This window comes from Arsukibacterium sp. UBA3155 (genome assembly GCA_002364615.1).
Lineage (GTDB): Bacteria > Pseudomonadota > Gammaproteobacteria > Enterobacterales > Alteromonadaceae > Alishewanella.
This window is the reverse complement of the sequence record DEYP01000004.1, coordinates 18,011-44,206: the sequence shown is the minus strand read 5'-3', so window position 1 is coordinate 44,206 and position 26,196 is coordinate 18,011. Positions and strand designations below refer to the sequence as shown.

Here is a 26,196-nt window from a genome sequence, read left to right as displayed (position 1 = left end):
ACTCAGCCCGGTTCAGCATTGTGAATATTACTTTTACCCTAGCACTGATAGCTGTACGTCACACCACTAAAGGCACTATAAGCACGGATACCCACATGCCAGGTACCGGCTTGCGGGTTGTCAATGTGAGACGATGAGACGATGGATGAGACGATGTGAGACGATGGACAGGCACTATAAAACCTTGAGTTACCGGATGAGACGATGGACAGGCACTATAAAACCTTGAGTAACACATACCAGCTGTTAGCATCATTAACCACAATCTGAAACCTTGACAGCAAGATGGTCGACAACTAGTCTAAAAGCTGTACATTTAAACAGTATCGCAGGCGCGACATGCCTAGACCCCGCAAATCTCTTATCGCCGTCGAGGACACACCCTACTACCATGTAGTATCCCGCTGCGTGCGCAGGTCCTTTTTATGCGGCATCGACCAAAATACCGGTAAAAACTTTGAACACCGGCGAGCCTGGATTGAGCAACGTATCCGCCTGCTGGCCTCGTTGTTTGCTATCGACATCTGCGCTTACGCAGTGATGTCAAACCACTTACACATTGTCGTTAAACTCGAACCAAAGCAAGCCTCGGACTGGAGTACCGAAGACGTGCTATTGCGTTGGACCAGCCTGCATAAAGGCACATTGTTGGTACAACGATATTTAGCCGGCAGTCCTGTTAACGCTGCTGAACTGGACACAGTACACAGCTGTGTCGAGGTCTACCGCCAGCGCCTGACCTGCCTGAGTTGGTTTATGAAATGCCTAAACGAACCTATTGCCCGCCGGGCCAATCAGGAAGACGGCTGCACCGGGCACTTCTGGGAAGCCAGATTCAAATCCCAGGCACTGCTGACCGAAGAAGCGCTATTGTCCTGCATGGCCTATGTCGACCTGAACCCGGTTCGCGCTGACACTGCCGAGACTCCGGAAAGCTCAGACTACACCAGCATCAAAGAACGGTTAACACCAACATTCGATTTGAAAAAAGCCATTGCTGAACAAACCCTGCAAGGCAACATGCAACACTTCTGCCACACACTCAAGCCATTGCTACCCTTTGAGGGAGCGCAGGTTGACCAGCTGCAACGCGGTATTCTGTTTAACCTGTCTGACTATCTGCAGCTGTTGGACTATACCGGTCGCGCTATCCGCCCCAAAAAACGGGGTGCCATTGCAGGACAGCTACCACCCATTCTGCAACGGCTTAATCTCAGCCAGCAAGACTGGCTGACCCGCGCAACCCAATTCGAGAAGCACTACACCACACTTTTCGGCCGACGCGCCCATCGCGACACTGCCTGAGCAACCGCCACTTAACTTAGCAAGACAGACATACCAGCCACTAACCCAAAATTCGGGAACTGCCTTGTCTGAAAATATTGTAAAACAGACTTCAACGGCGGTCATTTATCACAGTAACGCCACACAGTGCCACTACTAGCGCATTAACCTTGCAAACACACTGCTGGATTAGTTGATTACTTCAATCCTTTTAGTTGTGCCTGTCCTTTTTGTTGTTGTTGTGCCTGTCCTATTTGTTACTATTTGTTGGTTCCTGTCCTATTTGTTGCTTTCATCACTAACCTCCTTATTGAAAAAAACTTACGGAAAAAATAATTTTAAAAAAAATATCAACAGCAATCACGAAGCATACAATAAACAAGATTGGATAAAATATTACTTCTATTACACGCTTGAAAAAATTATTGAAATTACTAATTCTTGACTCAATCAACCCCCTATTCAAGACGCCTTTTGAATTACTATCCTGCCGCCACAATCCGACCAAACGACTGTTATCATCCAGAAAAACATCCTGCAGACGCACAAAACAAATATGATAAAGGCGGTCACGCTCATCCATTCTATCTATGTATAAAATCCCACTTGAGCCTGCAAAATTCCCTCTAATGATTACCTCTTCACCACTAACATCAAATATCTGAACATGCGCAGCCCTTCCTCTGCCAGACTTTACATGAATGGCATCATGGCATTGAATATCATCAAATTTCGCATGCAATGGGTATTCTCTGAAATTGATAAGAATATAAATTAAAATAATAGTCACAAGCAGAGACGTGCAAAGCAGCCAAAAAACCAACTTATTTGGCCAAAGCCCACCTTGGTTTCCAAGAAACTGTTGCCCTTTAAGGTCTAATAAGTATTTTCTTATTCTGTTGCGCATCATTGCTCCCTTACCCCTTCATCCACCGCTTTAATCACTGGTGATAATAAAATTCTATAATCCTGCGCTGGCCGGTTTTTACTTCTATCGTGACTGCCATACCCGAGCCTAATGGCACAGTTTTATTACCGGCTTTAATGCTGTGCTGTTTAAATTTCACTTTCAATAGGAAATACCAGGCCCACTCCTTCCAGCTCTACGGCATCGGTAGAGATATCAGTAATTTCGCCGTCTATTACCCCGTACTTGGTAAATTCAAAGCTTTCCAGTTTAATTTCAGCCTGCTTGCATCATGATAATATTTGCCACTCAACAAACTAAGTTCCTTTTTACAGTGCAAAAATTGTGGCGATACTAGCAGTGAATGGCTGGTAAATAAATTAGAAACATTTTGGTTTACAAATAAAAAGGGCTGCTGGCGCAGCCCTTTAACAACAGTTTTAATAGTACGTTATAGCTTAGTACTGATAGCTATAGGTAACACCACTGAAGGCCGTGTAGGCACGGATGCCCACATGCCAGGTACCAGCTTGCGGGTTGTTAATAGTACACACTTCATTATTGCCATTTAAATATGGCCGACAAGTGTAGGCACTGGTGCTTGGCTGGCTGCCATAGCGTACATACAGGTCTGCATCACCGCTGCCGCCAGAGATTTGGAAGGTAAGCTGTGACACGCCGGACGGGATATCGTAACTGCCCCGCAACCACTGACCGGTAGAAGCCGACAGGTTCGGGAAGGTTGCACCACCACCAGGAGGCGTACCGCCACCACCACCGCTACCGTCACAGCCATTGTTGGTAATGAAGTCGTCGGCAGCTTTTGCCTGTACTATGCCAAAGCCATACGAGTTGTCACGACCGGCCGCGCCGCGGTCCTGCGCCGTTACATTTAACACATTGCGAATTTGTGCCGCGCTACATGATGGATGGTTACTCCAGACTAATGCAGCCACCCCTGCTACGTGTGGTGAGGCCATAGACGTGCCGCTAATGCTGTTGTAACCGCCATTGCGCCAGGTTGAACTGACATTCACCCCAGGACCAGCTATCTCTACCTGCGAGTTACGCTGCGAGAAGCTGGCCAGATTACGGTTTGAATCTACCGCCGCAACCGACACTACGCCATTATATGATGCCGGGTACGACAAGCTGGTATTACCCGAGTTACCTGCCGCGGCAACCAGCAACATACCGCCGTTATAAAAATTGGTCATAGCGTTATTTTCAGTCTGGTTTGAAGAACCACCTCCCAGACTCATGTTCACCACTTTGGCACCGGCGTCTTTACACGACTGAATAGCCTGAACCAGATTAGAAGCAAAGGTCCAGTTTCCTGAATCGTTGAAAATCTTAACGATATGCACCCCTGCCTGGCCAGAACCTATGGTCCCTACTACACCAGAATTATTATCCAGCGCTACCATGGTGCCAGCAACGTGAGTTCCGTGACCATTACCATCTGAAAACCAGTTACCATGGCCTGAAAAAGCAAAGCCGGTAACACCAGAGCTTTGTAAATCTTCATGGCCTGAGGTATAGCCGGTATCAATAACACAGACTTTAATGTTGCCCGCACTGCTATCGCTTACCTGATTTGCTTGTACCATATTAATACCGTAAGGCGTCGATTGCGCCATGGGACTGATGACATCCATCAGGTAACGCTTAGCGTCTTGTTCAATATATTCGACATTAGGGTTGGCTTGCAGCGCCTTTAACTGTTTGGCTGATAACTTCGCCACACTGGCGTTGGCTGATTTTAAGTGCATAACAGCGTCGACCCGATGGCCGCGTAAAACCGTTTCTGCCTGCTGCGTTGAAAACGTATTCTGGCCATTGTTGCTGCTCATTACCGCTGCAGTCGGCTTAAATTTAATAATATAGCGGTCAGTGTCGTTATTTTCGTCAATCAGGCTGTTTGCGACGGCCTGAGCAGTTAAAGTGAGGGCAAAGCAACTGCTGACACCAAGTACTAAGAGGTTTTTAGTTGTTTTCATTGTGGTACCTTGTTTTCAGAATAATGATTAGGTGACTTCCTTTTTATTGTCTGCGTCCTGCGACACCTAACTAACCAGTTGCTCAAAAAAACAACAATTACAAAACTCTTACAAAATGATTATAAAAAAAATCGTCAACCCTGTTTCAGGAAATAAAAGTGGGGATTAGAAACAAATAAACTATTTCAGGGAATTTTTTTGGGTTGCATATAACCCTAAGTTATTAGATAGTTTTTTATGGAATATTGAATTAATCCTGTAAGGTTTACAGATAGCTGCAAACTAATTGCGGCTCAGATCTTTCTATGGTGATTGCATTCTTTTAGAATCACCCCCATTGCGTTTTCACTAAGTCGTTTTTTGGAGTAATACATGTCAAACAGCAAGCATTGTCGGTTACTAATTCTGGGTTCAGGCCCTGCCGGATATACCGCCGCAGTTTATGCTGCCCGAGCTAATTTAAATCCGGTGCTGCTAACAGGCATGCAACAAGGTGGCCAGCTGACTACCACTACTGAAGTTGAAAACTGGCCGGGCGATGCCCATGGCCTGACTGGCCCTGTATTAATGGAGCGGATGCAGGCGCATGCTGAAGCCTTTAATACCGAAATTGTTTTCGATCACATTCATACTGTCGATCTAAAGCAGCAGCCCTTTACCTTAACCGGCGATAATGGCAGCTATACCTGTGATTCATTAATCATCTGTACCGGTGCTTCAGCAAAATATCTGGGGTTACCCTCTGAAGAAGCTTACAGCGGCAGAGGCGTATCTGCATGCGCCACCTGTGATGGTTTCTTTTACCGGAATCAGAAGGTCGCGGTAGTCGGCGGTGGTAATACTGCTGTTGAAGAAGCACTTTACCTGTCAAACATTGCCAGCGAAGTAAACCTGATCCACCGCCGTGACAGCTTTAAAGCTGAAAAAATTCTGGTTGACCGGTTAATGGAAAAAGTGGCAGCGGGTAAAATTGTGTTGCATACCCATTGCGTATTAGAAGAGGTGTTAGGCGACGACATGGGTGTTAATGGCGTCCGCTTAGGCTCTACCAAAGGTGAAGCAGCCAAAGAACTCGCGCTGCAGGGCGTCTTTATCGCCATTGGTCACTCACCTAACACCGATATTTTTAAAGGTCAGCTGGAAATGAACGGCGGTTACTTAAAAGTAGTCAGCGGAACGGAAGGCAATGCCACCCAAACCAGTATTCCCGGCGTGTTTGCAGCCGGTGACGTGTCTGATCATATCTATCGTCAGGCGATTACCTCTGCCGGCACTGGCTGTATGGCAGCGCTGGATGCCGAACGTTACCTGGATGGCCTGACCGAGCAGAAATAACCCTGCTATGGCCATCTATTTGCCGGAACTTGACCCTGTTCAATTGACGTTTCCGCCCGTTGAACAGGCGTTGTCGCAACCTGATGGTTTGCTGGCAATGGGTGGCGACTTGTCTGCAGACCGACTGCTGCTGGCATATCAAAGTAGTATTTTTCCCTGGTTCAGCGAGGGCGACCCTTTATTGTGGTGGAGCCCCGCTGCCCGGGCTGTATTTAGTCCCGATAGCATTAAATTTAACCGTACTTTGCGCAAAAAATGGCAGCGCGGTGAACTGTCGCTTACCCTGAATCAGGCGTTTAGCGAAGTTATACAAGGTTGCGCTGCCCCGCGCAAAAATCAGCCCCACACCTGGATACTGCCACCGATGCAACACGCGTATCAGCGCCTGCATCAGCAAGGCCATGCTCACAGTATCGAAGTGTGGCAGCACTCAGAACTGGTCGGTGGCTTGTACGGTATTGCAGTCGGTGGATTATTTTGTGGTGAATCGATGTTTAACCGGGTGCCTGACGCAGCAAAATTCGCACTACTGGCATTGCAGCAACATATTCGTCATTTCGCCCCTGGCTGGATTGACTGTCAACTCCCTAACCCGTTTTTACAACAGCTAGGAGCAGAAACGATGAGCAGATCGCATTACTTAAACTTGCTGCAACAGCAGGTGAAAATAAGCAGTCCTGCCGGTCACTGGCAACCCACTACCCTGAGCTTGCGGAATGAATGACGATGTTAAGGCAGGAACACAACCGTTACGCTTTGGTTTAACGCAGCCTGGCCCGTGCAGTTACCTGCCTGGCCAACAAGAACAATTAGTGGTGCTGATGCCAGAGCAGCCAATTAGCCCCGAATTGTACCAACAACTGCTTAACCTTAATTTCCGCCGCAGTGGCGAGCAGAGCTACACACCGCACTGCCCCGCCTGCCAGGCCTGTCAGTCGGTGCGGATAAACCCTACGCTATGGCAGCCATCGCGTAGCCAGCGCCGGTTACAAAATAAAGCAACACGGGCCAATCTGGCGTACAGGTTGGTCACCACTGCTGATATTGCCGACTATTATCCGCTGTTTGCAGCTTATATCGCGTTTAAACATGACGATGGTATTATGTACCCGGCTACTGAGGAGCAACTTAGCGGTATGCTGAAATGCAGCTGGCTTAGTATCCGTTTTTTAGAGATTTATGACGATCAACAACTGGTCAGTGTTAGCATTATTGATGAGCTTGCCGATAGTTATTCGGCGGTGTACACCTTTTTTGCCCGGCAGTATCAACAGTATTCTCCGGGAAAATTGGCCATTATGTATTTACTGGAACGTGCCCGCCAGGATAACAAAGCGTTTGTCTATTTAGGTTATCTGGTAGAAGCGTGTCAAAAGATGGCATACAAGGCAGAATTCAGACCACAACAACGCTTTATTCGGGGACATTGGCACTCTTTTGCCTAAAAAAGCGCTTGTTGCTTTACTTATTGCTGTGATTTCGGCACAATCTGCGCAGTTTTTTGAAGGTTCAAACCCAATTTATAGAGGCGAGTACGCTGAATGGCGAAAGAAGACGTAATTGAAATGCAAGGTACCATCCTGGATACATTGCCAAATACCATGTTCAAAGTTGAACTGGAAAATGGTCATGTGGTTATCGCTCACATTTCCGGTAAGATGCGCAAAAACTATATCCGCATTTTGACAGGCGATAAAGTTACCGTTGAATTAACGCCTTATGATTTAAGCAAAGGCCGTATCGTATTCCGTCAGCGTTAAATCAGCTTTAGTACCAAAAAAACCCGGTTAATACCGGGTTTTTGCATGGTAGCCAGCAAAAGCCTAATCCATCAGGGCCAAATCCTGCTCGGTCTGATAATCAAAGCATAACGCATCGTTTTTCAGACTCACTTTAACATCGCCACCGTGTAACAGTCGGCCAAACAATATCTCATTGGCCAATGGTTTTTTCAGCTGCTCCTGGATAACCCGGGCCATAGGTCTCGCTCCCATCGCCTGATCATAGCCTTTGTCTGCCAGCCATTGTCTGGCATCCGTGGTTAACTCCATTGACACCTGCTTTTTATCCAGCTGCACCTGTAAATCGCAAACAAATTTATCCACAATTTGCAGAATAATATCGGCTGCCAGATGTTTAAACCAGATAATACCATCTAGTCGGTTGCGGAATTCAGGACTAAACGTACGGTTTATCTCACTTAGCGCATCGTGACTGTGATCTTGCTGCTTAAAGCCAATAGATTTACGCACGGTTTCCTGGACACCGGCATTAGTGGTCATTACCAGCACCACATTTCTGAAATCTACTTTACGACCGTTATTATCGGTCAGGGTACCGTGGTCCATCACCTGCAGCAGAATATTGTAAACATCACTGTGGGCTTTCTCAATTTCATCCAGCAGCACCACCGAATACGGATGTTTAGACACCGCATCTGTCAGCAAGCCACCCTGCTCAAAACCAACGTAGCCTGGCGGTGCGCCAATTAACCGGCTGACGGCATGACGTTCCATATACTCGGACATATCAAAGCGCAGTAACTCTACCCCCATAACTTTCGCTAACTGCTTGGTCACTTCAGTTTTACCGACGCCCGTTGGGCCGGCAAACAAAAAGCTACCGATGGGTTTCTCTTCATTGCCAAGACCTGATCGCGATAAGCGGATAGCGGCAGTCAGCACTTCTATTGGCTCGTCCTGACCAAATACCACCAGCTTAAGGTTGCGATCCAGATTCGCCAGCACATCTTTATCGGACGCTGACACTGATTTTTCCGGGATCCGCGCCATTTTGGCAATAATATGCTCGATTTCAGGAACATTAATGACTTTTTTACGTTTTGAAGCCGGTAGCAACCGCTGGCTGGCTCCCGCCTCATCGATAACATCTATCGCTTTATCCGGTAAATGTCGCTCGTTAATGTATTTTGCCGACAGTTCTGCCGCGGCACGAATGGCCTTTTGGGTATAACGCACATTATGGTGCTGCTCGTATCGTTCTTTTAAACCCATCAATATCCGGGTGGTATCTTCCACACTGGGTTCAGTAACATCAATTTTCTGAAAACGCCGCACCAGAGCGGTGTCTTTTTCAAAAATGCTTTTAAATTCCTGATAGGTGGTCGATCCCATACACCGCAGCCGGCCACTGGACAACAACGGCTTAATTAAATTAGATGCGTCCATCACGCCACCTGAGGCAGCACCGGCACCAATGACAGTATGAATTTCGTCAATAAATAAGATGGAGTCTTTCTCTTTTTCCAGCTCTTTGAGTAGCGATTTTAAGCGCTTTTCAAAATCACCGCGGTATTTGGTACCGGCCAGCAATGCGCCCATATCAAGCGCATATATGGTGGCATTGGCAATAACTTCAGGCACCTGCTGCTGCACAATCCGATACGCCAGCCCCTCGGCAATGGCGGTTTTACCAACACCGGCTTCACCAACCAGCAACGGGTTATTTTTCTTACGCCGACACAATACCTGTACCGCGCGCTCTACTTCGCGATCACGGCCAATTAACGGGTCAATGTGGCCATTTTTCGCTTGAATATTCAGATTGCTGGTAAAATTCTCCAGATATTTACTCTCTTCCGGCACCGAATCAGTCAGCTCTTCCTGCCCACTGTCATCATGCTGTTCAAGCTTTTCCGTTTTAGTCACACCATGCGAAATAAAATTGACGATATCTAACCTTGTTATATCAATTTTTTTCAGCAAATAGACGGCCTGAGACTCTTGTTCACTAAATATTGCCACCAGCACATTCGCACCGGTGACTTCGGATTTACCTGACGACTGCACATGAAACACCGCCCGCTGTAACACCCGCTGGAAACCTAATGTAGGCTGGGTGTCACGCTCTGCGTCACTGTCAGGCAACACGGGTGTAGTAGAGTCAATAAAGCTCGCCAGTTCCAGCCTGAGCTTATCTATATTTGCACCACAGGATTTCAGCGCATCTCCGGCCGCCGGATTATCCAGCAGCGCCAGCAATAAATGTTCAACCGTCATGTATTCATGCCGGCGTTCGCGCGCGAACCGGAACGCTAAATTCAGCGTCAGTTCCAGATCTTTATTTAACATAGCTCACTCCCAATACCCCTGAGAACCACTTTCAGACCATGCCAAGACATTTCTAAGCGCGTTCCATTGTGCACAACAGCGGATGCTGATGCTCTTTCGCATATTGTTGCACCTGCTGTACTTTTGTTTCTGCAATTTCAGCTGTGAAAACGCCACACACCGCCTTACCCTCGTAATGTACTTTCAGCATTATTTCACTGGCTTTTTCATACTGCATATTAAACAAATGGGTCAGCACATCGATGACAAAATCCATAGGAGTGTAGTCGTCGTTGTGCAAAATTACCTTATACATCGGTGGCGGAGTTACCTTTTGTCGGGTCAACTCTGCCAGGTCATCATGTTTTGTATCTAAATTTTGCTTACCGCTCATAAACTATAGCCATGCCTGCGCCAACCAGCAAAGGCGCTTATATTAAAAATTAGTAAAAAAATCGCGCTATTTTTGCAAACAGCTTGACTCTTTGCTTAAATTATCTACAGTAGATATTGGGGCTGAACAAGTCCCCTTCAAGTTCACTCTAGAATACAGAATATAGCTAACTTAGAGAAGGAAGTAAGTAGTATGGCTACCGGTAAAGTAAAATGGTTCAATAATGCCAAGGGATTTGGGTTTATTCGTGAAGATGGTCGTGATGAAGATATCTTCGCGCATTATTCTACCATTAGCATGGATGGCTACCGCACGCTAAAAGCAGGCCAGGATGTAGTGTTCGATCTATCAGAAGGCCCTAAAGGGCTGCATGCTGTAAATATTAAGCTCCCCGGCGAAGAATAACGTTTTCATCGTTTCCAAGTTGTACCGACCTGGCATCGGCAGTTACTAATAAAAAAGCAGGCTAATGCCTGCTTTTTTTATGAAGGTTCACCTGGCGTAGCTTACAGTGACTGTAAGGTCCTGTTTAATGTCGGGCTTGGCCGCATTGCATCGCTTACCAGCTTGTCATTCGGCCGGTAATAGCCGCCAATCTCAACCGACTTACCCTGCACACCATTCAGTTCAGTTAAAATGTCCTGTTCATTAGCCTGCATCGCGTTAGCCAGTGTTTTAAAGCGGGCCGCCAGTGCGGTATCAGTTGTTTGACTTGCCAGCTCCTGCGCCCAGTACAGCGCCAAATAGAAATGGCTGCCGCGGTTGTCCAGCTCACCTGCTTTACGCCGTGGTGATTTATCGTTGTCCAGGAATGTCGCTGTCGCTTTATCCAGGCTATCAGCCAGTACTTTAGCTGCACTGTTGCCAGTCACCTGAGACAAATGCTCTAACGATGCCGCTAGTGCCAGAAACTCACCCAACGAGTCCCAACGCAAATGGTTTTCTTCCACAAATTGCTCGACGTGCTTAGGTGCTGAACCACCGGCACCGGTTTCAAATAAACCACCGCCATTCATTAGTGGTACTACCGAAAGCATTTTAGCACTGGTGCCCAGCTCTAAAATCGGGAACAAATCTGTCAGATAATCACGCAGCACGTTACCAGTTACGGAAATCGTATCTAGGCCCTGTTTAATCCGGGCCAGGGTATGACGGGTCGCCTCTACCGGCGCCATAATCTGCAAATCAAGACCGTTGGTGTCATGATCTTTTAAGTAATGCTTAACTTTTTTAATCAGCTGTGCGTCATGGGCCCGCTCACTGTCCAGCCAGAATATCGCCGGAGTGCCACTTAAACGCGAGCGGTTTACGGCCAGTTTTACCCAGTCACGAATTGGCGCGTCTTTTACCTGACACATCCGCCAGATGTCGCCTTGTTCAACCGCATGGCTGAACAACTCTTCACCCTTGCTGTTTAATACTTTAACCGTGCCCTTTGTCGCAATTTCAAAGGTTTTATCATGTGAGCCGTACTCTTCAGCTTTTTGCGCCATTAAACCTACGTTCGGCACCGAACCCATGGTACGGGGGTCAAATGCGCCGTTTTCTTTACAAAAGCTAATGGTTTCCTGATAAACACCAGCGTAGCAGCGATCCGGGATCACGGCTTTGGTATCTTTTAACTGACCATCCGGGCCCCACATCTGGCCGGAGCTACGAATCATCGCTGGCATAGATGCATCGATAATCACGTCACTTGGCACATGCAAGTTGGTAATACCTTTGTCCGAATTCACCATCGCCATCGCGGGCTTGTCTGCATACAACGCCGTAATCGCATCTTTAATTTCCTGCTGTTTAGCTTCTGGCAGACTGGTGATTTTTGCATATACATCACCTAAACCATTACTGACATCAACACCGGCCGTAGCAAAGTCGTCTGCATATTTACTAAAGATTTCCTGATAAAACACTTTTACCGCATGGCCAAACATAATGGGATCAGACACTTTCATCATAGTGGCTTTTAAATGCAACGAAAACAGAATGTCCTTCTCTTTCGCATCGGCAATTTCAGCAGCGTAAAAGTCTCGTAACTCCCTGGCGCTCATGGTTGCCGCGTCAATTACCTCATTGGCCAGCACTGCCACTTTATCTTTTAATATTGCCACTTTTCCATCGGCCTGATGCAGCTCAATACGCAAGGTATCAGCCTTTGTGACGGTAGTGGATTGTTCTGAGCCATAGAAATCGCCCCGTTGCATATGAGCAACATGTGAGGCTGAGCTTGACTGCCAGGCGCCCATGCTATGAGGGTTCTTCTTTGCGTATTGCTTAACAGAAGCCGGAGCACGCCGATCAGAGTTGCCTTCGCGCAGTACCGGATTTACCGCACTGCCCTTAATTTTATCATAGCGACCTTTAACATCACGTTCCTGATCCGTTTTTGGCTCTGCCGGATACTCGGGTAACGCATAGCCCTGGCTCTGTAATTCTTTAATCGCGGCTTTTAATTGAGGAACTGACGCGCTGATATTAGGCAATTTAATAATATTGGCTTCTGGCTGTTTTGCCATCTCGCCCAATTCTGCCAGCGCATCGTTAATCTGTTGCTCTGGCTTTAAAAAATCCGAAAAACTGGCAATAATGCGCCCTGACAGTGAAATATCCCGGGTTTCAACCGCAATTCCTGCAGCTGAAGAAAACGCCTGGATAACAGGCAGCAAAGAATGAGTTGCCAGTGCTGGCGCTTCATCGGTGATGGTATAAATGATTGTTGCACTTTCTTTCGACATGTTAGTTCCTGTATTGTAATCGCACAATGTGCACGGAAGCCGGTGGCCCGGTGGCCCTCCCGGTGGCCCCCCGGTGGGAAGTGCCGCGCTAACACTGTAGCACTGTGATGATTGTTTAAAACGCAGCAAAAACAACGGCCGTTAGTATATCAGCATAAAGTCGATTTAAACAGGCGCGCCAGCGCCAGCAATATCGACACGGCCGCATGACGCTAAGTGACTTATAGGAAATAGCTTTGAAACAACCCGCGCCATTTCGCCACAGGCAACATAAGCCAATTAACAAAAAAAACAATAGGACCAAAGTCGACAATCCACTATTGGTATTGTTCAATAAACCTTACGATGTGCTAAGTCAGTTTACCGATAACAGTACACCGGCCCGTACTACACTGGCAGACTTTATCACCCTAAAAAACGTCTACCCGGCAGGCAGACTTGACCGTGACAGCGAAGGTCTGTTGCTGCTAACCAATTGCGGCCAGACCCAGCATCAGTTAAGCGATCCGAAACATAAAGCGCCTAAAACATATTGGGTGCAGGTTGAAGGTGAGATCAGTGATGCTGCCCTGGCCAGCTTACGTCAGGGCGTGCTGCTAAATGACGGCCCGACCTTACCCGCTGTGGCTGAGCGCATGGCCCCGCCACCACTATGGCCACGCAACCCACCAGTGCGCTATCGTGCCAGCATCCCCACCAGCTGGCTCAGCCTGACTATCATCGAGGGCCGCAACCGTCAGGTTCGGCGCATGACCGCCGCCGTTGGCTTTGCCACATTGCGCCTGGTGCGCCAGCAGATTGGGCAATGGCAGTTAGCTGAGTTAGCGCCCGGAGAATACCGGGTAATAAATTTACCATAGTCTGATATTGGCGCTGGCCAAAAACAGCCAGCAGACACATAAGCTGCAGCCACGCTGGTGATAACGATTTTTTTACCGCGTAATTTAGTGCTATACTCCGCGCCTTATTTTGGTCACAGCCAGTGTGGTGCAATGTCAGCTAACAGCAGTAAAAAAGTCATCGTCGGCATGTCCGGCGGCGTGGATTCTTCAGTATCGGCCTATTTGTTAATTCAGCAGGGTTACCAGGTTGAAGGCCTGTTTATGAAAAACTGGGAAGAAGATGACAATGACGAATACTGTGCCGCAGCAGAGGATATGCACGACGCGCAGCAGGTTTGTGACAAGCTGGGTATTCCGCTACATAAAATAAATTTTGCTGCAGAATACTGGGATAATGTATTTGAATATTTCCTGGCGGAATACCGGGCGGGACGCACTCCGAACCCGGATATTATGTGCAACAAAGAGATAAAGTTTAAAGCTTTTCTCGAATTTGCCGCCGAAGCACTGGCAGCCGATTACATCGCTACCGGCCATTACGTGCGCCGCCGCCAGCATGATGGCCATTGGCAGCTGCTGCGCGGCCTGGATAACAATAAAGACCAAAGCTATTTTTTATACACGCTAAGTGAACACCACGTTAGCCAGACCTTGTTTCCAATAGGTGAGCTGGAAAAACCAGCGGTGCGGGCGATTGCCGAACAGCAAGGCTTAATTACCCACGATAAAAAAGACTCCACAGGTATCTGCTTTATTGGCGAGCGAAAGTTTAAAGACTTTTTACAACAATATCTGCCCGCCCAGCCTGGGGATATTGTCAGCATTGACGATGATCAGCTGCTCGGCCGGCATGATGGCCTGATGTACCATACGCTGGGCCAGCGCAAAGGCTTGAAAATTGGTGGCCTGCGCGATGGCAGTGACGAGCCCTGGTATGTGGTAGGCAAAGACTTAGCACAAAACCGGCTGTTGGTCGCTCAGGGTCATGACCATCCGGCATTACTTGCCAATGGTCTGTTTGCCAGCCAGTTAGACTGGGTCGACCGTAAAGGCCCTGAGCAGCCGTTACGCTGCACCGTTAAAACCCGTTATCGCCAAACAGATATCAGCTGCACCCTTACCCCCCTGGCTGACGGCCAGATTAAGGTGGTATTCGATCAGCCGCAAAAAGCCGTTACTCCGGGCCAGTCCGCGGTATTTTATCTTGATGACGTCTGTTTAGGCGGCGGCATTATCGACGAGGCCATTACCTAACTATGCAACCTTCTTTATCAAACCAAATTATTGGTCTGGCTGGCCTGTGTCAGGCGCTCAGCTTGCTACAAAACCTGGCCAGACATAACAAATTGCAGCCTGAGCTTTATCACACCGCACTGGCCAGTGTCGCCAACCTGAATCCGGAGTCCCCCTTAGCTGTATATGGCGATGATCCGGCAAATCTTGCCGCCGGCTTAGAATTGATTATCAGCCAGCTGGGCGACAATACCAAAAAAGATGTCGAACTGACCCGATACCTGGTTGGGGTGCTGGCGCTTGAGCGCAAACTCAATAAAAACCAGAGGAACCTGGCTGAGCTTGGTAAACAACTTGGCCAGCTGGAGCGTCAGCTACAACACTTTTCGGTCACCGACGAGACCATCGTCGGTCGTCTTGCCGATATTTACAGTGAATGCATCAGCAGCCTGGGCAGCCGCATTCAGGTCTATGGCCAACCCGATTTACTAAAACAAGCTGCCGTTCAGCAAAAAGTCCGGGCGCTGCTGTTAGCGGCAGTTCGCGCTGCGGTGTTATGGCGTCAGGCTGGCGGTAGCCGGCTGAATTTTATTTTTAAACGTCGCAAACTGGTGGCAGCCGCTAAGCAGATGCTGGCACAAACCACACTTTAAACTTCAGGAGTTTTCATGGAACTTAATGCCCTTACCACCATATCCCCGGTTGACGGCCGTTATGGTAGCAAGACGGTTGAGCTACGCCCGTATTTTAGTGAATTTGGTCTGATAAAATACCGGGTTACTGTTGAAGTACGCTGGTTGCAGCAACTCGCCGCCACCCCTGCAATTGCTGAAGTGCCGGCGCTATCTGCTGAAGCAAATCAATTACTTGATGATATTGTCGACAATTTCAGCCTGGCAGATGCTCAGCGGGTTAAAGACATTGAACGCACCACCAATCACGATGTAAAAGCAGTCGAGTACCTGTTAAAAGAAAAAGTGGCGGCCAATAGCGAGCTTAACGCCATCAGCGAATTTATTCACTTTGCCTGTACCTCAGAAGATATTAACAACCTGTCGCACGGTTTAATGTTAAGCCAGGCCCGCAACGATGTATTGTTACCACAATGTGATGCCCTGCTTGCTGCTATCAAAAACCTGGCACAGCAACATAAAACCGTTGCCATGATGGCACGCACCCACGGCCAGCCCGCTTCGCCCACGACTATGGGTAAAGAAATGGCCAACGTTTACGCCCGGTTACAACGTCAGCGTGATCAGATTGCTGCGGTAGATATTATGGGCAAAATTAATGGTGCAGTAGGAAACTACAATGCCCATTTATCGGCCTACCCTAACCTTGACTGGCATCAGTTTGCCGAGCAATTTGTCACCAGCCTCGGCTTAAGCTTTAACCCATACACCACCCAGATAGAGCCGCATGACTATATTGCCGAACTATTTGATGCGATAGCCCGCTTTAACACCATATTGCTTGATTTTGACCGCGACGTTTGGGGTTATATCGCTTTGGGCCACTTTAAGCAGAAAACCGTAGCCGGTGAAATCGGCTCTTCTACCATGCCACATAAAGTAAACCCGATTGATTTTGAAAACTCAGAAGGCAACCTGGGTATTGCGAATGCCTTATTTAACCATCTTTCGGCCAAATTACCGGTATCACGCTGGCAGCGCGATCTGACAGATTCTACCGTGTTACGTAACCTGGGCATGGGCTTTGGCTATACCTTAATTGCGTATCAGGCAACGTTAAAAGGCATCAGTAAGCTGGAAGTGAATGCCCCTGCCTTGCTGGCTGAATTAGACAGTAACTGGGAATTGCTGGCAGAGCCGGTGCAGACCGTTATGCGAAAATACGGCATTGAAAAGCCCTATGAAAAACTAAAAGAACTGACACGCGGTAAGCGGATTAATCAGGCAGACTTAGCCCGTTTTATCGATACCCTGGAACTGCCTGAAGCGGTAAAAGCAGAACTGAAACAGCTAACCCCCGCCAATTATATCGGCGATGCCATTGCTCTGGTAAATAAACTGCCATAACGGCCGCAGCAACTGCTGGCGCGGCGGCATTGCCACGCCAGCCCAACATAACGGGCATTGCATGGCGCAGTGTCTTTTTAATTGGAATACCTATGTACGCACTTGATTTTGCCGACCTGACCCCAGAGCTTTTTTTAGCCGAGTTCTGGCAGAAAAAACCGTTATTGTTAAAACAAGGGTTTAAGCACTTTACCGACCCGTTGTCGGCGGATGAGTTAGCCGGACTGGCATTGGAAGAAGAAGTCGAATCCCGGGTAGTACAATGTGGTAACGGTGACTGGCAAATGGAAACCGGGCCGATCAGCGATTTTGCCCGCTTTGGTGAGCGAGACTGGACTATCTTAGTGCAGGCGGTGGATCACTGGCATAGTGAGGCGGCAACCTTATTGGATCCGTTCCGGTTTATTCCAAACTGGCGGATAGACGATTTAATGGTCAGCTTTTCCACGCCAGGCGGTGGTGTTGGCCCGCATTTAGATCAATATGATGTTTTTATTGTTCAGGGTGAAGGCAAACGGCACTGGCGGGTTGGCATGCCGGATAACAGTCTGAAGCAATTCTGCCATCACCCCAGGCTGTTGCAAGTTAGTCCCTTTAACGCCTGTATTGATGTGGTGATGGAGCCAGGCGATATTCTGTATATTCCACCAGGTTGTCCGCACGAAGGTATTTCGCTTGAAAATAGCTTAAATTACTCAATCGGTTTCAGAGCGCCGGCACAAAAAGATCTGCTTACAGGTCTGGCTGACTACCTGATCGACAATGATATCAGCGGCAGACGTTTTACTGATCCAGCGCGGCCGGTGTCAAACAATATTGGCGAGCTGGGCAGTGCCGATTTGGCTCAGGTTAAACAGTTGTTGCAGCAACTGGTCAGTGATGATGCAAGCTTACCATTGTGGTTTGGCCAGTATATCAGCCGGGCCAAACATGAGCTGGATCTGCAGGAACCCGATCCGCATTATCAGGCAGAGGAAATAGCGGAGTATCTGGAAGAAGGCTCAGAATTAACCCTGACCGGCGGTTTACGCTGCTGTTACCATCAGGCAAGCTCAGAGGGCAGTGAACCGGCTGACATTGCGTTATTTATTAATGGTGAGCAATACCTGCTGCCGGGCGACGAATTGACCACGGCTAAGTTACTTACCGGGCAGCGCCAGCTGGATGAACAACAGTGTCGCCACTTTCTTGAGCTGCCAGAGCGACTTGGTCTAATGGTGCACTTAATTAATCTGGGTTACTGGCATTTTACAGAGTAAGTTAGCCGTAAGGCGCTATTGGCCTGACCTGCACGGTTAATGCATTACGGAACCCATAAAAAAAACCGCAGGCTCTGCGGTTTTTTTATTAACTGTATGCTCTTCGTTACAGAGGTGACGTTAATTCAACTGCGCCACAACGCTTCATCTTCAAATAACTGATAAAGCCCTTGCGCCCGGCTTACCAGCAGATCCGCGAATTCTTGTTGAGTTTTATCTACTGAATCACTGGTAACAATGTGCTCAGCTTTCAATTGCCAGTTAAGTGAAAAGGAACGCATGGCGTCCCGTGCTGTTGGCGCCGCAGAAAATGGCATGTGATCGGTTGGCAAGTCACCGCTTATCACCCAGTACGACTTTTTATCTTTAGTGTTAAGCTTCCACAGTGCCACCAACGGAGGCAGGTAGCGACTCTCGGTTACCGCGACATTGTCCGGAAGAATACCTTTCCCAGCCAGATACTGATTCGCCTTTTGATATTGGCTTTTGACCCACTCTGTCCGTTGTTGATCTGACATCGCTTGTGGTTGTTGTTGCTGTGCCTGAGTTAACTGCTCACTCATTTTTTCGCTTCCAATTAAAATTTGCCTTACTTTAAGTTACTCAGCGGGGACAATCAAGCGTCGACATTAATTGTCGACAAGCCACACGTCAGACCAGCCATTATTTTCGGTGATATATAGCGTAACTCAGGTTGAAATGTTACATTCCGCGGCGCAAAAAAGTGGCGTAGGGTCACTCATTATCAGCCAGATTAAACCCGAGGGAGAATCAGACGTGGCAGTATTTAATCATCCTGAATTCGACAACCATGAGCAAGTGGTATTTTGTAGTGACCAGGAAACGGGGTTACGGGCCATTATTGCTGTGCACAGCACCCGATTAGGGCCTGCCGTGGGCGGCTGTCGCCTGTGGAACTATGCCACTGACGAAGAAGCCATTGTTGATGTGCTTCGGCTCTCCCGCGGCATGACCTATAAAAATGCCATGGCCGGCCTGCCACTGGGCGGTGGCAAATCGGTCATTATTGGCGATGCTAAAACCATTAAAACCGAAGCGTTATTCCGAGCATTTGGCCGAATGCTGCACCGTCTTGGTGGCAGTTATTACAGTGCTGAAGACGTGAATATCACCACCGGCGACATTATGCAGGTCAATAAAGAAACCCCTTATGTTGCTGGTTTAGAGGGTAAGAGCGGAAACCCGGGCCCGTTTACGGCGCTGGGGACGTATCAGGGCTTAAAAGCTGCCGCCATGCATAAATTTGGTTCAGCCGAACTTAGCGGTAAAACGATAGCCGTGCAGGGTCTTGGTAGCGTAGGCTTCGCCTTATGTGAATATTTACATAATGAGGGCGCGAAACTTATTGTTTGCGATATCAACCCAAGCTCGGTTGACCGTGCCGTAACGCAGTTTGGGGCAACGGCTGTCGGTTTACATGGTGTCTACGAAGTTGAGGCTGATATTTATGCCCCTTGTGCATTAGGTGCAACGCTGAACGACGATACGATTGGATTACTTAAAGCAAAAATAGTTGCAGGGTGCGCCAATAACCAGCTAAAGCAAGCGCGCCACGGCGAAATGCTGCGCCAGCGCGGTATTTTATATGCCCCGGATTACGTAATTAATGCCGGCGGTATTATTAACGTGGCCTGTGAAATGCGACCGCAAGGCTATAATGCTGATGAGTCTACAGCCAAGGTGAATCAGATTTACCATACCCTGCTGAATATCTTTCAGCGCGCGGATGAAGAAGGTAAACCTACCAGCGATATCGCCGATGTCATGGCCCAGGAGATTATCAGTCGTGGCCAGCAGAGTGCTGACTAATCGCTAACAAAACACGTTGTCGGCGCTGATTCGATAAAAAACCGGAGTAATAACTCCGGTTTTTTTAACACCATGGCTTAACGATTAAGCGGCATTTTGATTTTTTACTGCCAGGGCTGACAACACACCTGGTTTAAAGCTATCAACCGAAATCGATTTAAAGCGTAACCGGTTCATTTCAGTTAACTGGCTCGCCTCCGTCTCGCTGATAACCTGCTGCTCCAGGGCCTGCTTAATACTGTCGGCTAATGGCAGTTTACGCGCCAGTTTACCCTCGCGCTGTGCCAGATAGATTTTCTTCATTACCGGTTGTGCGTTATGCATAGCGATAAAGGCAGACTCCATCAAACCGGTTGCATCGTCTTCACTCTTGCCAATAAAGCACAAGTGCGTTAACCGATCGCGGATCACGCCAGGCTTTGCCAGCGCAGTACAAATACCGATGGCAATCTCATCGTCCGGCATTTTATAACCAATACCGAACGGGAACACCAGGGTACGAATAACCCGTGACACAACCCGATTTGGAAAGTTAACCAGAAAACCGTCGAACGCTTTGCCAATTTCAGCCAATGCGCGCTGCACACTGTAATGAACAAAAGGTAAGTCAGCTTGCTGACGGCCATTATCTTCATAAAATTTCAGTACAGCTGAGGCAATATAAAGCTGGCTTAACACATCACCTAATCTGGCAGATAGCATTTCTTTACGTTTTAAATCGCCGCCAAGCATCAGCATTGACACATCGGCGCTTAGTGCCAGCGCGCGGCTCATTCTGCTTAACTGTTTGTAATAGCGTGCGGTTTCACCCGATACCGGCGCACCGTTAAATGCGCCCGCTGTCAGGCCCTGCCATAATGCAGAGAACGTATTGCCGATAGCAAAACCAACATGGTTAAGTAATAATTTATCAAACTGCTTCAGGCCCTCTTCTGCATCGGGGTTGGCCGCCGCTTCTAATTCTGCCAGTACATAAGGGTGGCACCGGGTGGCGCCCTGACCAAAAATCATCAGGTTGCGTGTCAGGATATTGGCCCCTTCAACCGTAATAGAAATTGGTATTCCCATATAGCCATGCGCCAGATAGTTCATTGGGCCGCATTGGATAGCTTTGCCGGCATGAATATCAAATGCATCATTTAGTAAGGTACGCGACATTTCCGTCATATGGTATTTTGCAATTGCCGTAACCACTGACGGGCTCAATTTTAAATCTATTGCACCGGCAGTCATCACCCGCATGGCTTCGAGCGTATAGGTAAAGGCACCAATTCTTGCCATGCCTTCCTGCACCCCTTCGAATTTTCCAATCGACATACCAAATTGTTGCCGGACATAACCATAAGCACTGGTCATACGGGTTGCAAGGTGGCCCGTCGCGGTTGCCAGTGCGGGCAGCGAGATACCACGGCCAGCCGATAAGCATTCTACCAGCATGCGCCAGCCGCGACCTGCATAATCAGGCCCACCAATTATCCAGTCGATGGGAATAAAGACGTCTTTACCATAAGTTGTGCCGTTCATAAACGCCATGTTCATCGGGAAATGACGATCACCAATTTCAACGCCTTTGTGACTGGTTGGAATAAGCGCACAGGTAATGCCAAGCTCTTCTTTGTCACCCAGTAAATGTTCCGGATCGTATAATTTAAAGGCCAGACCTAATACCGTTGCTACCGGCGCCAGCGTAATGTAACGCTTGTCCCAGTTAAGCTTGATACCCAAAACTTCTTTGCCTTCAAACTCGCCTTTGCAGATAACACCGGTATCAGGAATGCCGCCAGCGTCAGAGCCTGCCTCCGGACCGGTAAGCGCAAAACAAGGTACATCGGTACCATTGGCCAGGCTTGGTAGCCAGAAGTCTTTTTGCGCCTGAGTACCGTAATGCATTAATAACTCGCCAGGCCCTAACGAATTAGGCACCATAACCGTTACCGCCGCCGTTAAACTGCGGGTGGCAATGCGCGATACGATGGTAGAGTTGGCAATAGCGGAAAATTCACGGCCACCGTAAGCTTTCGGAATAATCATCGCAAAAAAGCCTTCGCTTTTTATGTAATCCCACACGTCTTTGGGTAGGTCCCGGTCTTCCTGCACAATTTTATAATCGTCCAGCATGGTTAACAGGGTTTCTACCTGATTATCCATAAATGCCTGTTCATCTTCTGACAGTTCCGCTTTGGGAATACTGTGCAGTTTTTGCCAGTCTGGCTTGCCTTTAAACAGCTCACCATCCCACCAGACATCACCGGCTTCCATCGCCTCCCGTTCAGTATCAGACAAAGGCGGTAAGATTTTTTTAAACACCGCAAATACAGGTTTACTGATCAGACTACGGCGGATGTCGGTAACACCAAGTATCACGACCACAGCCAACACCAAAATTATCAATATCTCCATAACGCTTTCCTTTAAGTACCTGAGCGCGATAGCTGCTGAGGGTATGAACGAGTAAACACTGGCGCGGCAATGCCTGCTGCCAGATAAGGCAACAAGCGCTGAATCACGCCTTCTATATCAACTTCTTCGCTAAAATCTGCTTCGGCTATTTCAGCCAGCGCCTCATTCGAGGCCATAGTAAATACCACCGTGCCCAGCGAAAAATGAAGTCGCCAGAACAGTTCGCTGGCAGGCAACTGTGGACAGGATTGCTGCACCAGCAATACAAATTTATCCAGTACCCGGCCATAATTATGGTTTATAAACCAACGTAAATGGCCCTGCACATCAGTATAACCCCGGCCCAATAACTGCAAAAAAATCCGGGTACCATTATGATGGACCGAATTAAGTTCAAGCAGCGGTTTCACAAATACCGCCAGTACCTGCGTCAGGTTATTAGGCTGCTGCAACGCCAGTAACCGGGTAAATTCCTGGTCCAGCCGCGCCATCAACACCCGTAAGTAACGTTGCAGTACCGCCTGAATAAGTTCTTTTTTAGACCCGAAGTGGTAATTTACCGCTGCCAGATTCACCTCAGCTAAACTGGTGATCTGGCGCAACGAGGTATCATTAAAACCGGTTTCAGCAAACAGGTTTTGTGCTGCATCCAGGATTTTTTGTTGAGTATTTTGTTTTGCAACCATGGCCAACGCACAAATTTAAACAGGTGTTTGAAATGTACGTTTGAATCTAAACCTTGTCAAGCAACAACTTCACTACTGGTCTGACTTGATGGCCAATCAATAGCAAGTCTCCGGTTTTTCAGGGTATTTTATTTACACTGCGTCTGTCTAAAAAAATAACTTGACATTATTCTGCCACTGAGTGAACTTTGCTGACATATTCATCAATCAGAGAGTAGCAAGATGCAAAAATGCGCCCGCAATCACTGCTACTACTGCTCTGTATTTTACCTGTCTGAATGGTTCAATAATTAGTTCTCCCTCTGCGTCAGGCAGAGGCTTCCCCGTGCAGCATTAAAAAATAACTTCCAGCGTTTTGCTGTTTTAAATCCTGCCCGGGGTATATCTACTCGTCTTTGCTTTGACGCACTTTTCCCTTTTTTAATCAGATTGCCAATTTGAGGCAACATGTGTAATCCAGAGGAATGTGTATGTACTTTAAAGCAAAAATGAAGCTATCCACCTTAAGTGTTGCGGTTATCCTGGCTGCCACCGGCCAAAATGCACTGGCAGCAGAAGAAAGCACTGCTGAAGAGCAAGAAATAGAAAAAATTCAAATTACCGGTTCACGTTTAAAAGGCGTGGACATGGAAGGCGCTAATCCGGTTCAGGTGTTCAGCCGGGAAGACATGGCAAGAAGGGGTTACGACAGTGTCGGCTCTTTTTTGCGTGACTTACCCCAGGCTTCCAGTGCCGGTACCTTTACTGAAAATGGTGGCGTAGGTGGTGCAGATGGCTCACCAGCCGGCTCGTCAGGGGTCAGCTTACGCGGCCTGGGCAGCAGCTCGACTCTGGTACTGGTTAATGGTCGCCGGGTTGCCGTTGACTCGTTCACCAACGGCTTCGACTCCTTCGTTAACGTTAACGCTATTCCCATGTCCGCATTAGAGCGGGTTGAAGTACTGACCGATGGCGCATCATCTGTATATGGCTCCGATGCCATTGCCGGGGTAATCAACTTTATCTTGCGTAAAGATGTCGAAGGTCATGAAGTCTCGGTATCTTATGGCGATGATACTAAAAGCAGCAACTTTGGCCGTACCAACCTGACCTATGTTGGTGGCTTTAACACTGAAAACAGTAACACCACATTAGTAGTCGACTACTTTGATCGCAATGCCCTGTTTAACAGCGACCGGCCAATTGAAGTTACCTTGAAATCCAGCACCCGGGTCAGCATTGATGGCAGCGATTACGCTGAGCCCTGGTGTGGTGATGATGTTAGTAACGGTGGAACCCGCTGTCGCTATGACTATGTTATTGAGCGGGCTATTCAGCCTGATACCACCACCCTTGGCGCAACGTTGCACCATAACTATCAGCTGGCTAACGGCTACGAATTTTTTGCTGAAGCCATGTTTCAGAATAATACCGGCTCGGCATACGACTCCGCTGCCGCATTCGATGTTCGGCTGGCCGGCGATTCATCCTTGGTTCCACAGTGGGCACAGGACATTGACGCAGAAGATGGCACGGTAAATCAAATTCGGGTACGGTCCCGCTTCCCTGAAACCCGGATTCAGGATTATGACACCACCAGCTACCGCCTATTAGCAGGCTTGCGTGGTGAACTGGGCATGTGGTCATGGGAAACCGCTGCGACTTATGGCAAAACCGATAACGAAATTACTCATGTTCAAGGCTACATGGGCATTGATAAGGTTAACGCCGCTATTGCCAGCGGTTCTTTTAACCCGTTCAATTTAGGCCGCGACAATAGTGAAAGTGCTATCGCCGCGGTGCGTGAACTGGCACCAAGGGTCGGTGAATCAGAGGTTTACTCAGTCGATTTTAATATCGCTGGCGATTTAGCCATTGAATTACCTGCGGGAAATATCAGCGCCGTTTTCGGTGGCGAATTCAGAAGTGAAGACATTTTTGACCGCCCAGCTGATATTGCCCAAAGTGGTGGCGTATTTGCGCTCGGTGCCAGCGACGCCGCAGCCGATCGCACCCAATATGCAGCCTATGGCGAATTCAACCTGCCGCTGACAGACGAACTGGATATGATTGCTGCACTGCGCTATGACCACTACAGCGATTTTGGCGGTGATGTTAACCCTAAACTGTCCCTGCGCTACCGGGCAACGGATGATTTAATTGTCAGGGCCTCGTGGAGCACCGGCTTTCGGGCCCCGTCGTTGTCTCAACTTGGTGCCGGCGAGTCATTAAGCTCGGCCTACATAAACTGTGGCGCCAACCAGCCATTCGATGCGCTATGCGGTGACTTTGGTGCGACAGCGGGCGAGTTAGAGCTGGATCAGGAAACCCTGGGTAACCGTGATTTAAACGCAGAAAACTCTGAAGCGGTAAACGTTGGTTTCTCCTGGAACCTGACAGACAAATTGCAAATTACTGCTGATTACTGGCGCTATGAACATACCGATATCGTCGATGTTGATGCCAACACCACGCTCAAAGCCTGTATTGCCGGTATCGCCCCGGTAACCAGCAGCATCGGGGCGCTTAATGGTGAGTTTGGTTGCGTATTGGATGCCGGCGACGATTTAGTGTTTTTACGTACCGGCTTCTTCAACGTAGGTAGCCAGCAAACCGACGGTATAGACGTTAAACTGGACTATCGCATCGATACAGATAGTTTCGGTAGTTTTAAGCTGTTTGCTGCCGGCACGAAAACATTCAGTTATGAACGTCAGATCACACCTGATAGCGCCAACGAAGATTTACTGGGTAAATTAAGCGGTGCCAATGAGATTGCCCGGCCTGACTTTGTTGCTGACTTTGGTACTGACTGGAGCTTAAATAACTGGACCGCCAGCTTATCTGCGCACTATATCAGCGAGCTGGGCGATGGTGATTTTAAATTTGGTGGCAACGAAACCGTAGACGCATGGCTGGTATTCAGCGGCAGCGTTGGTTACGAATTTACCGATAGCCAGCGCCTGCTGTTGACGGTGCGTAACCTGACTGACGAAAAACCACCTTATGCCTCATCACCCACTAACGGCTACGCCAGCTCAGTTCATGACTGGATAGGAACGTTGTGGACAGTGCGTTATACCGTTAACTTCTGAGTTTGACCCGAAGCATTCTGATACGGTTAAACACTGATATAACACAATAAAGGGGCTGAAAAGCCCCTTTTGATTGCTATAAAGCTGGCGCAGTGGCTTTTCCTTACT

General features: G+C 48.2%; 21 protein-coding genes. 13 read left to right on the top strand and 8 right to left on the bottom strand.

Features of this window, described 5'->3' with window-relative positions:
• Nucleotides 1–339 precede the first annotated feature (339 nt).
• A complete protein-coding gene (locus tag B2X65_RS01750) occupies nt 340–1,305 on the top strand; it encodes a transposase (RefSeq protein WP_290610168.1) in 966 nt (321 codons plus the stop codon).
• 286 nt (nt 1,306–1,591) lie between these two features.
• Here B2X65_RS01750 and B2X65_RS01745 read toward each other — a convergent pair whose 3' ends face one another.
• Both B2X65_RS01745 and B2X65_RS01740 read right to left on the bottom strand, forming a co-directional pair.
• Nucleotides 1,592–2,194, bottom strand: a complete 603-nt coding sequence (locus tag B2X65_RS01745; RefSeq protein WP_290610167.1) for a hypothetical protein — start codon at nt 2,192–2,194, stop codon at nt 1,592–1,594.
• 455 nt (nt 2,195–2,649) lie between these two features.
• Nucleotides 2,650–4,191, bottom strand: coding sequence for a S8 family serine peptidase (locus B2X65_RS01740; protein ID WP_290610166.1), 1,542 nt, complete (start codon nt 4,189–4,191; stop codon nt 2,650–2,652).
• Nucleotides 4,192–4,563: 372 nt separating this feature from the next.
• On the opposite strand from B2X65_RS01740, the gene trxB reads away from it, so the two are divergent.
• The 4 genes from trxB (at nt 4,564) to infA (ending at nt 7,286) form a co-directional block, all read left to right on the top strand.
• Complete coding sequence (gene trxB, locus B2X65_RS01735; protein ID WP_290610164.1) at nt 4,564–5,526, top strand: thioredoxin-disulfide reductase; 963 nt, start codon at nt 4,564–4,566, stop codon at nt 5,524–5,526.
• A 7-nt stretch (nt 5,527–5,533) separates the two neighbouring features.
• Complete coding sequence (gene aat, locus B2X65_RS01730; RefSeq protein WP_290610163.1) at nt 5,534–6,250, top strand: leucyl/phenylalanyl-tRNA--protein transferase; 717 nt, start codon at nt 5,534–5,536, stop codon at nt 6,248–6,250.
• Nucleotides 6,243–6,971 (top strand): arginyltransferase, encoded by a 729-nt coding sequence (locus B2X65_RS01725; RefSeq protein WP_290610162.1) that lies wholly within the window; start codon nt 6,243–6,245, stop codon nt 6,969–6,971. Before aat ends, B2X65_RS01725 begins: the two co-directional genes overlap by 8 nt.
• 96 nt (nt 6,972–7,067) lie before the next feature.
• Nucleotides 7,068–7,286 (top strand): translation initiation factor IF-1, encoded by a 219-nt coding sequence (infA, locus tag B2X65_RS01720; RefSeq protein ID WP_019676586.1) that lies wholly within the window; start codon nt 7,068–7,070, stop codon nt 7,284–7,286.
• Nucleotides 7,287–7,349: 63 nt separating this feature from the next.
• On the opposite strand, the gene clpA is transcribed toward infA, so the two are convergent.
• Nucleotides 7,350–9,617: an ATP-dependent Clp protease ATP-binding subunit ClpA gene (clpA, locus tag B2X65_RS01715; RefSeq protein WP_290610161.1), complete on the bottom strand. Its 2,268-nt coding sequence runs from the start codon at nt 9,615–9,617 to the stop codon at nt 7,350–7,352.
• Nucleotides 9,618–9,669: 52 nt separating this feature from the next.
• Nucleotides 9,670–9,990, bottom strand: a complete 321-nt coding sequence (gene clpS, locus B2X65_RS01710; protein WP_290610160.1) for an ATP-dependent Clp protease adapter ClpS — start codon at nt 9,988–9,990, stop codon at nt 9,670–9,672.
• A gap of 192 nt (nt 9,991–10,182) precedes the next feature.
• Here clpS and cspD point away from each other — a divergent pair, with 192 nt between their 5' ends.
• Entirely contained in the window at nt 10,183–10,395 is a 213-nt protein-coding gene (gene cspD, locus B2X65_RS01705; protein ID WP_019676583.1) for a cold shock domain-containing protein CspD, read from the top strand.
• Nucleotides 10,396–10,496: 101 nt separating this feature from the next.
• Here the strand turns inward: cspD and B2X65_RS01700 are convergent, their stop codons facing one another.
• Nucleotides 10,497–12,725: an NADP-dependent isocitrate dehydrogenase gene (locus B2X65_RS01700; protein WP_290610156.1), complete on the bottom strand. Its 2,229-nt coding sequence runs from the start codon at nt 12,723–12,725 to the stop codon at nt 10,497–10,499.
• 320 nt (nt 12,726–13,045) lie between these two features.
• Here B2X65_RS01700 and B2X65_RS01695 point away from each other — a divergent pair, with 320 nt between their 5' ends.
• The 5 genes from B2X65_RS01695 to B2X65_RS01675 all read left to right on the top strand — a co-directional run bounded on the left by B2X65_RS01695 (nt 13,046) and on the right by B2X65_RS01675 (nt 18,098).
• The gene (locus B2X65_RS01695) at nt 13,046–13,585 is read left to right on the top strand and encodes a pseudouridine synthase (protein ID WP_290610209.1); all 540 of its coding nucleotides are present in this window, start codon (nt 13,046–13,048) and stop codon (nt 13,583–13,585) included.
• 132 nt (nt 13,586–13,717) lie between these two features.
• Entirely contained in the window at nt 13,718–14,821 is a 1,104-nt protein-coding gene (mnmA, locus tag B2X65_RS01690) for a tRNA 2-thiouridine(34) synthase MnmA (protein ID WP_290610154.1), read from the top strand.
• A gap of 2 nt (nt 14,822–14,823) precedes the next feature.
• Complete coding sequence (hflD, locus tag B2X65_RS01685) at nt 14,824–15,453, top strand: high frequency lysogenization protein HflD (RefSeq protein ID WP_290610153.1); 630 nt, start codon at nt 14,824–14,826, stop codon at nt 15,451–15,453.
• A 15-nt stretch (nt 15,454–15,468) separates the two neighbouring features.
• A complete protein-coding gene (gene purB / locus B2X65_RS01680; RefSeq protein WP_290610152.1) occupies nt 15,469–16,839 on the top strand; it encodes an adenylosuccinate lyase in 1,371 nt (456 codons plus the stop codon).
• A gap of 92 nt (nt 16,840–16,931) precedes the next feature.
• Entirely contained in the window at nt 16,932–18,098 is a 1,167-nt protein-coding gene (locus tag B2X65_RS01675) for a cupin domain-containing protein (RefSeq protein WP_290610151.1), read from the top strand.
• 125 nt (nt 18,099–18,223) lie between these two features.
• Here B2X65_RS01675 and B2X65_RS01670 read toward each other — a convergent pair whose 3' ends face one another.
• Nucleotides 18,224–18,661, bottom strand: a complete 438-nt coding sequence (locus B2X65_RS01670) for a DUF4826 family protein (RefSeq protein ID WP_290610150.1) — start codon at nt 18,659–18,661, stop codon at nt 18,224–18,226.
• Nucleotides 18,662–18,797: 136 nt separating this feature from the next.
• On the opposite strand from B2X65_RS01670, the gene B2X65_RS01665 reads away from it, so the two are divergent.
• Nucleotides 18,798–19,928: a Leu/Phe/Val dehydrogenase gene (locus tag B2X65_RS01665; protein WP_290610149.1), complete on the top strand. Its 1,131-nt coding sequence runs from the start codon at nt 18,798–18,800 to the stop codon at nt 19,926–19,928.
• 84 nt (nt 19,929–20,012) lie between these two features.
• Here the strand turns inward: B2X65_RS01665 and B2X65_RS01660 are convergent, their stop codons facing one another.
• Both B2X65_RS01660 and B2X65_RS01655 read right to left on the bottom strand, forming a co-directional pair.
• Nucleotides 20,013–22,328 carry an acyl-CoA dehydrogenase gene (locus B2X65_RS01660; RefSeq protein ID WP_290610148.1) on the bottom strand — a complete coding sequence of 772 codons (2,316 nt, stop codon included), beginning with the start codon at nt 22,326–22,328 and terminating at the stop codon, nt 20,013–20,015.
• An 11-nt stretch (nt 22,329–22,339) separates the two neighbouring features.
• Nucleotides 22,340–23,014 carry a TetR/AcrR family transcriptional regulator gene (locus B2X65_RS01655; protein WP_290610146.1) on the bottom strand — a complete coding sequence of 225 codons (675 nt, stop codon included), beginning with the start codon at nt 23,012–23,014 and terminating at the stop codon, nt 22,340–22,342.
• 470 nt (nt 23,015–23,484) lie between these two features.
• On the opposite strand from B2X65_RS01655, the gene B2X65_RS01650 reads away from it, so the two are divergent.
• Nucleotides 23,485–26,088: a TonB-dependent receptor plug domain-containing protein gene (locus B2X65_RS01650; protein WP_290610144.1), complete on the top strand. Its 2,604-nt coding sequence runs from the start codon at nt 23,485–23,487 to the stop codon at nt 26,086–26,088.
• Nucleotides 26,089–26,196 lie beyond the last annotated feature (108 nt).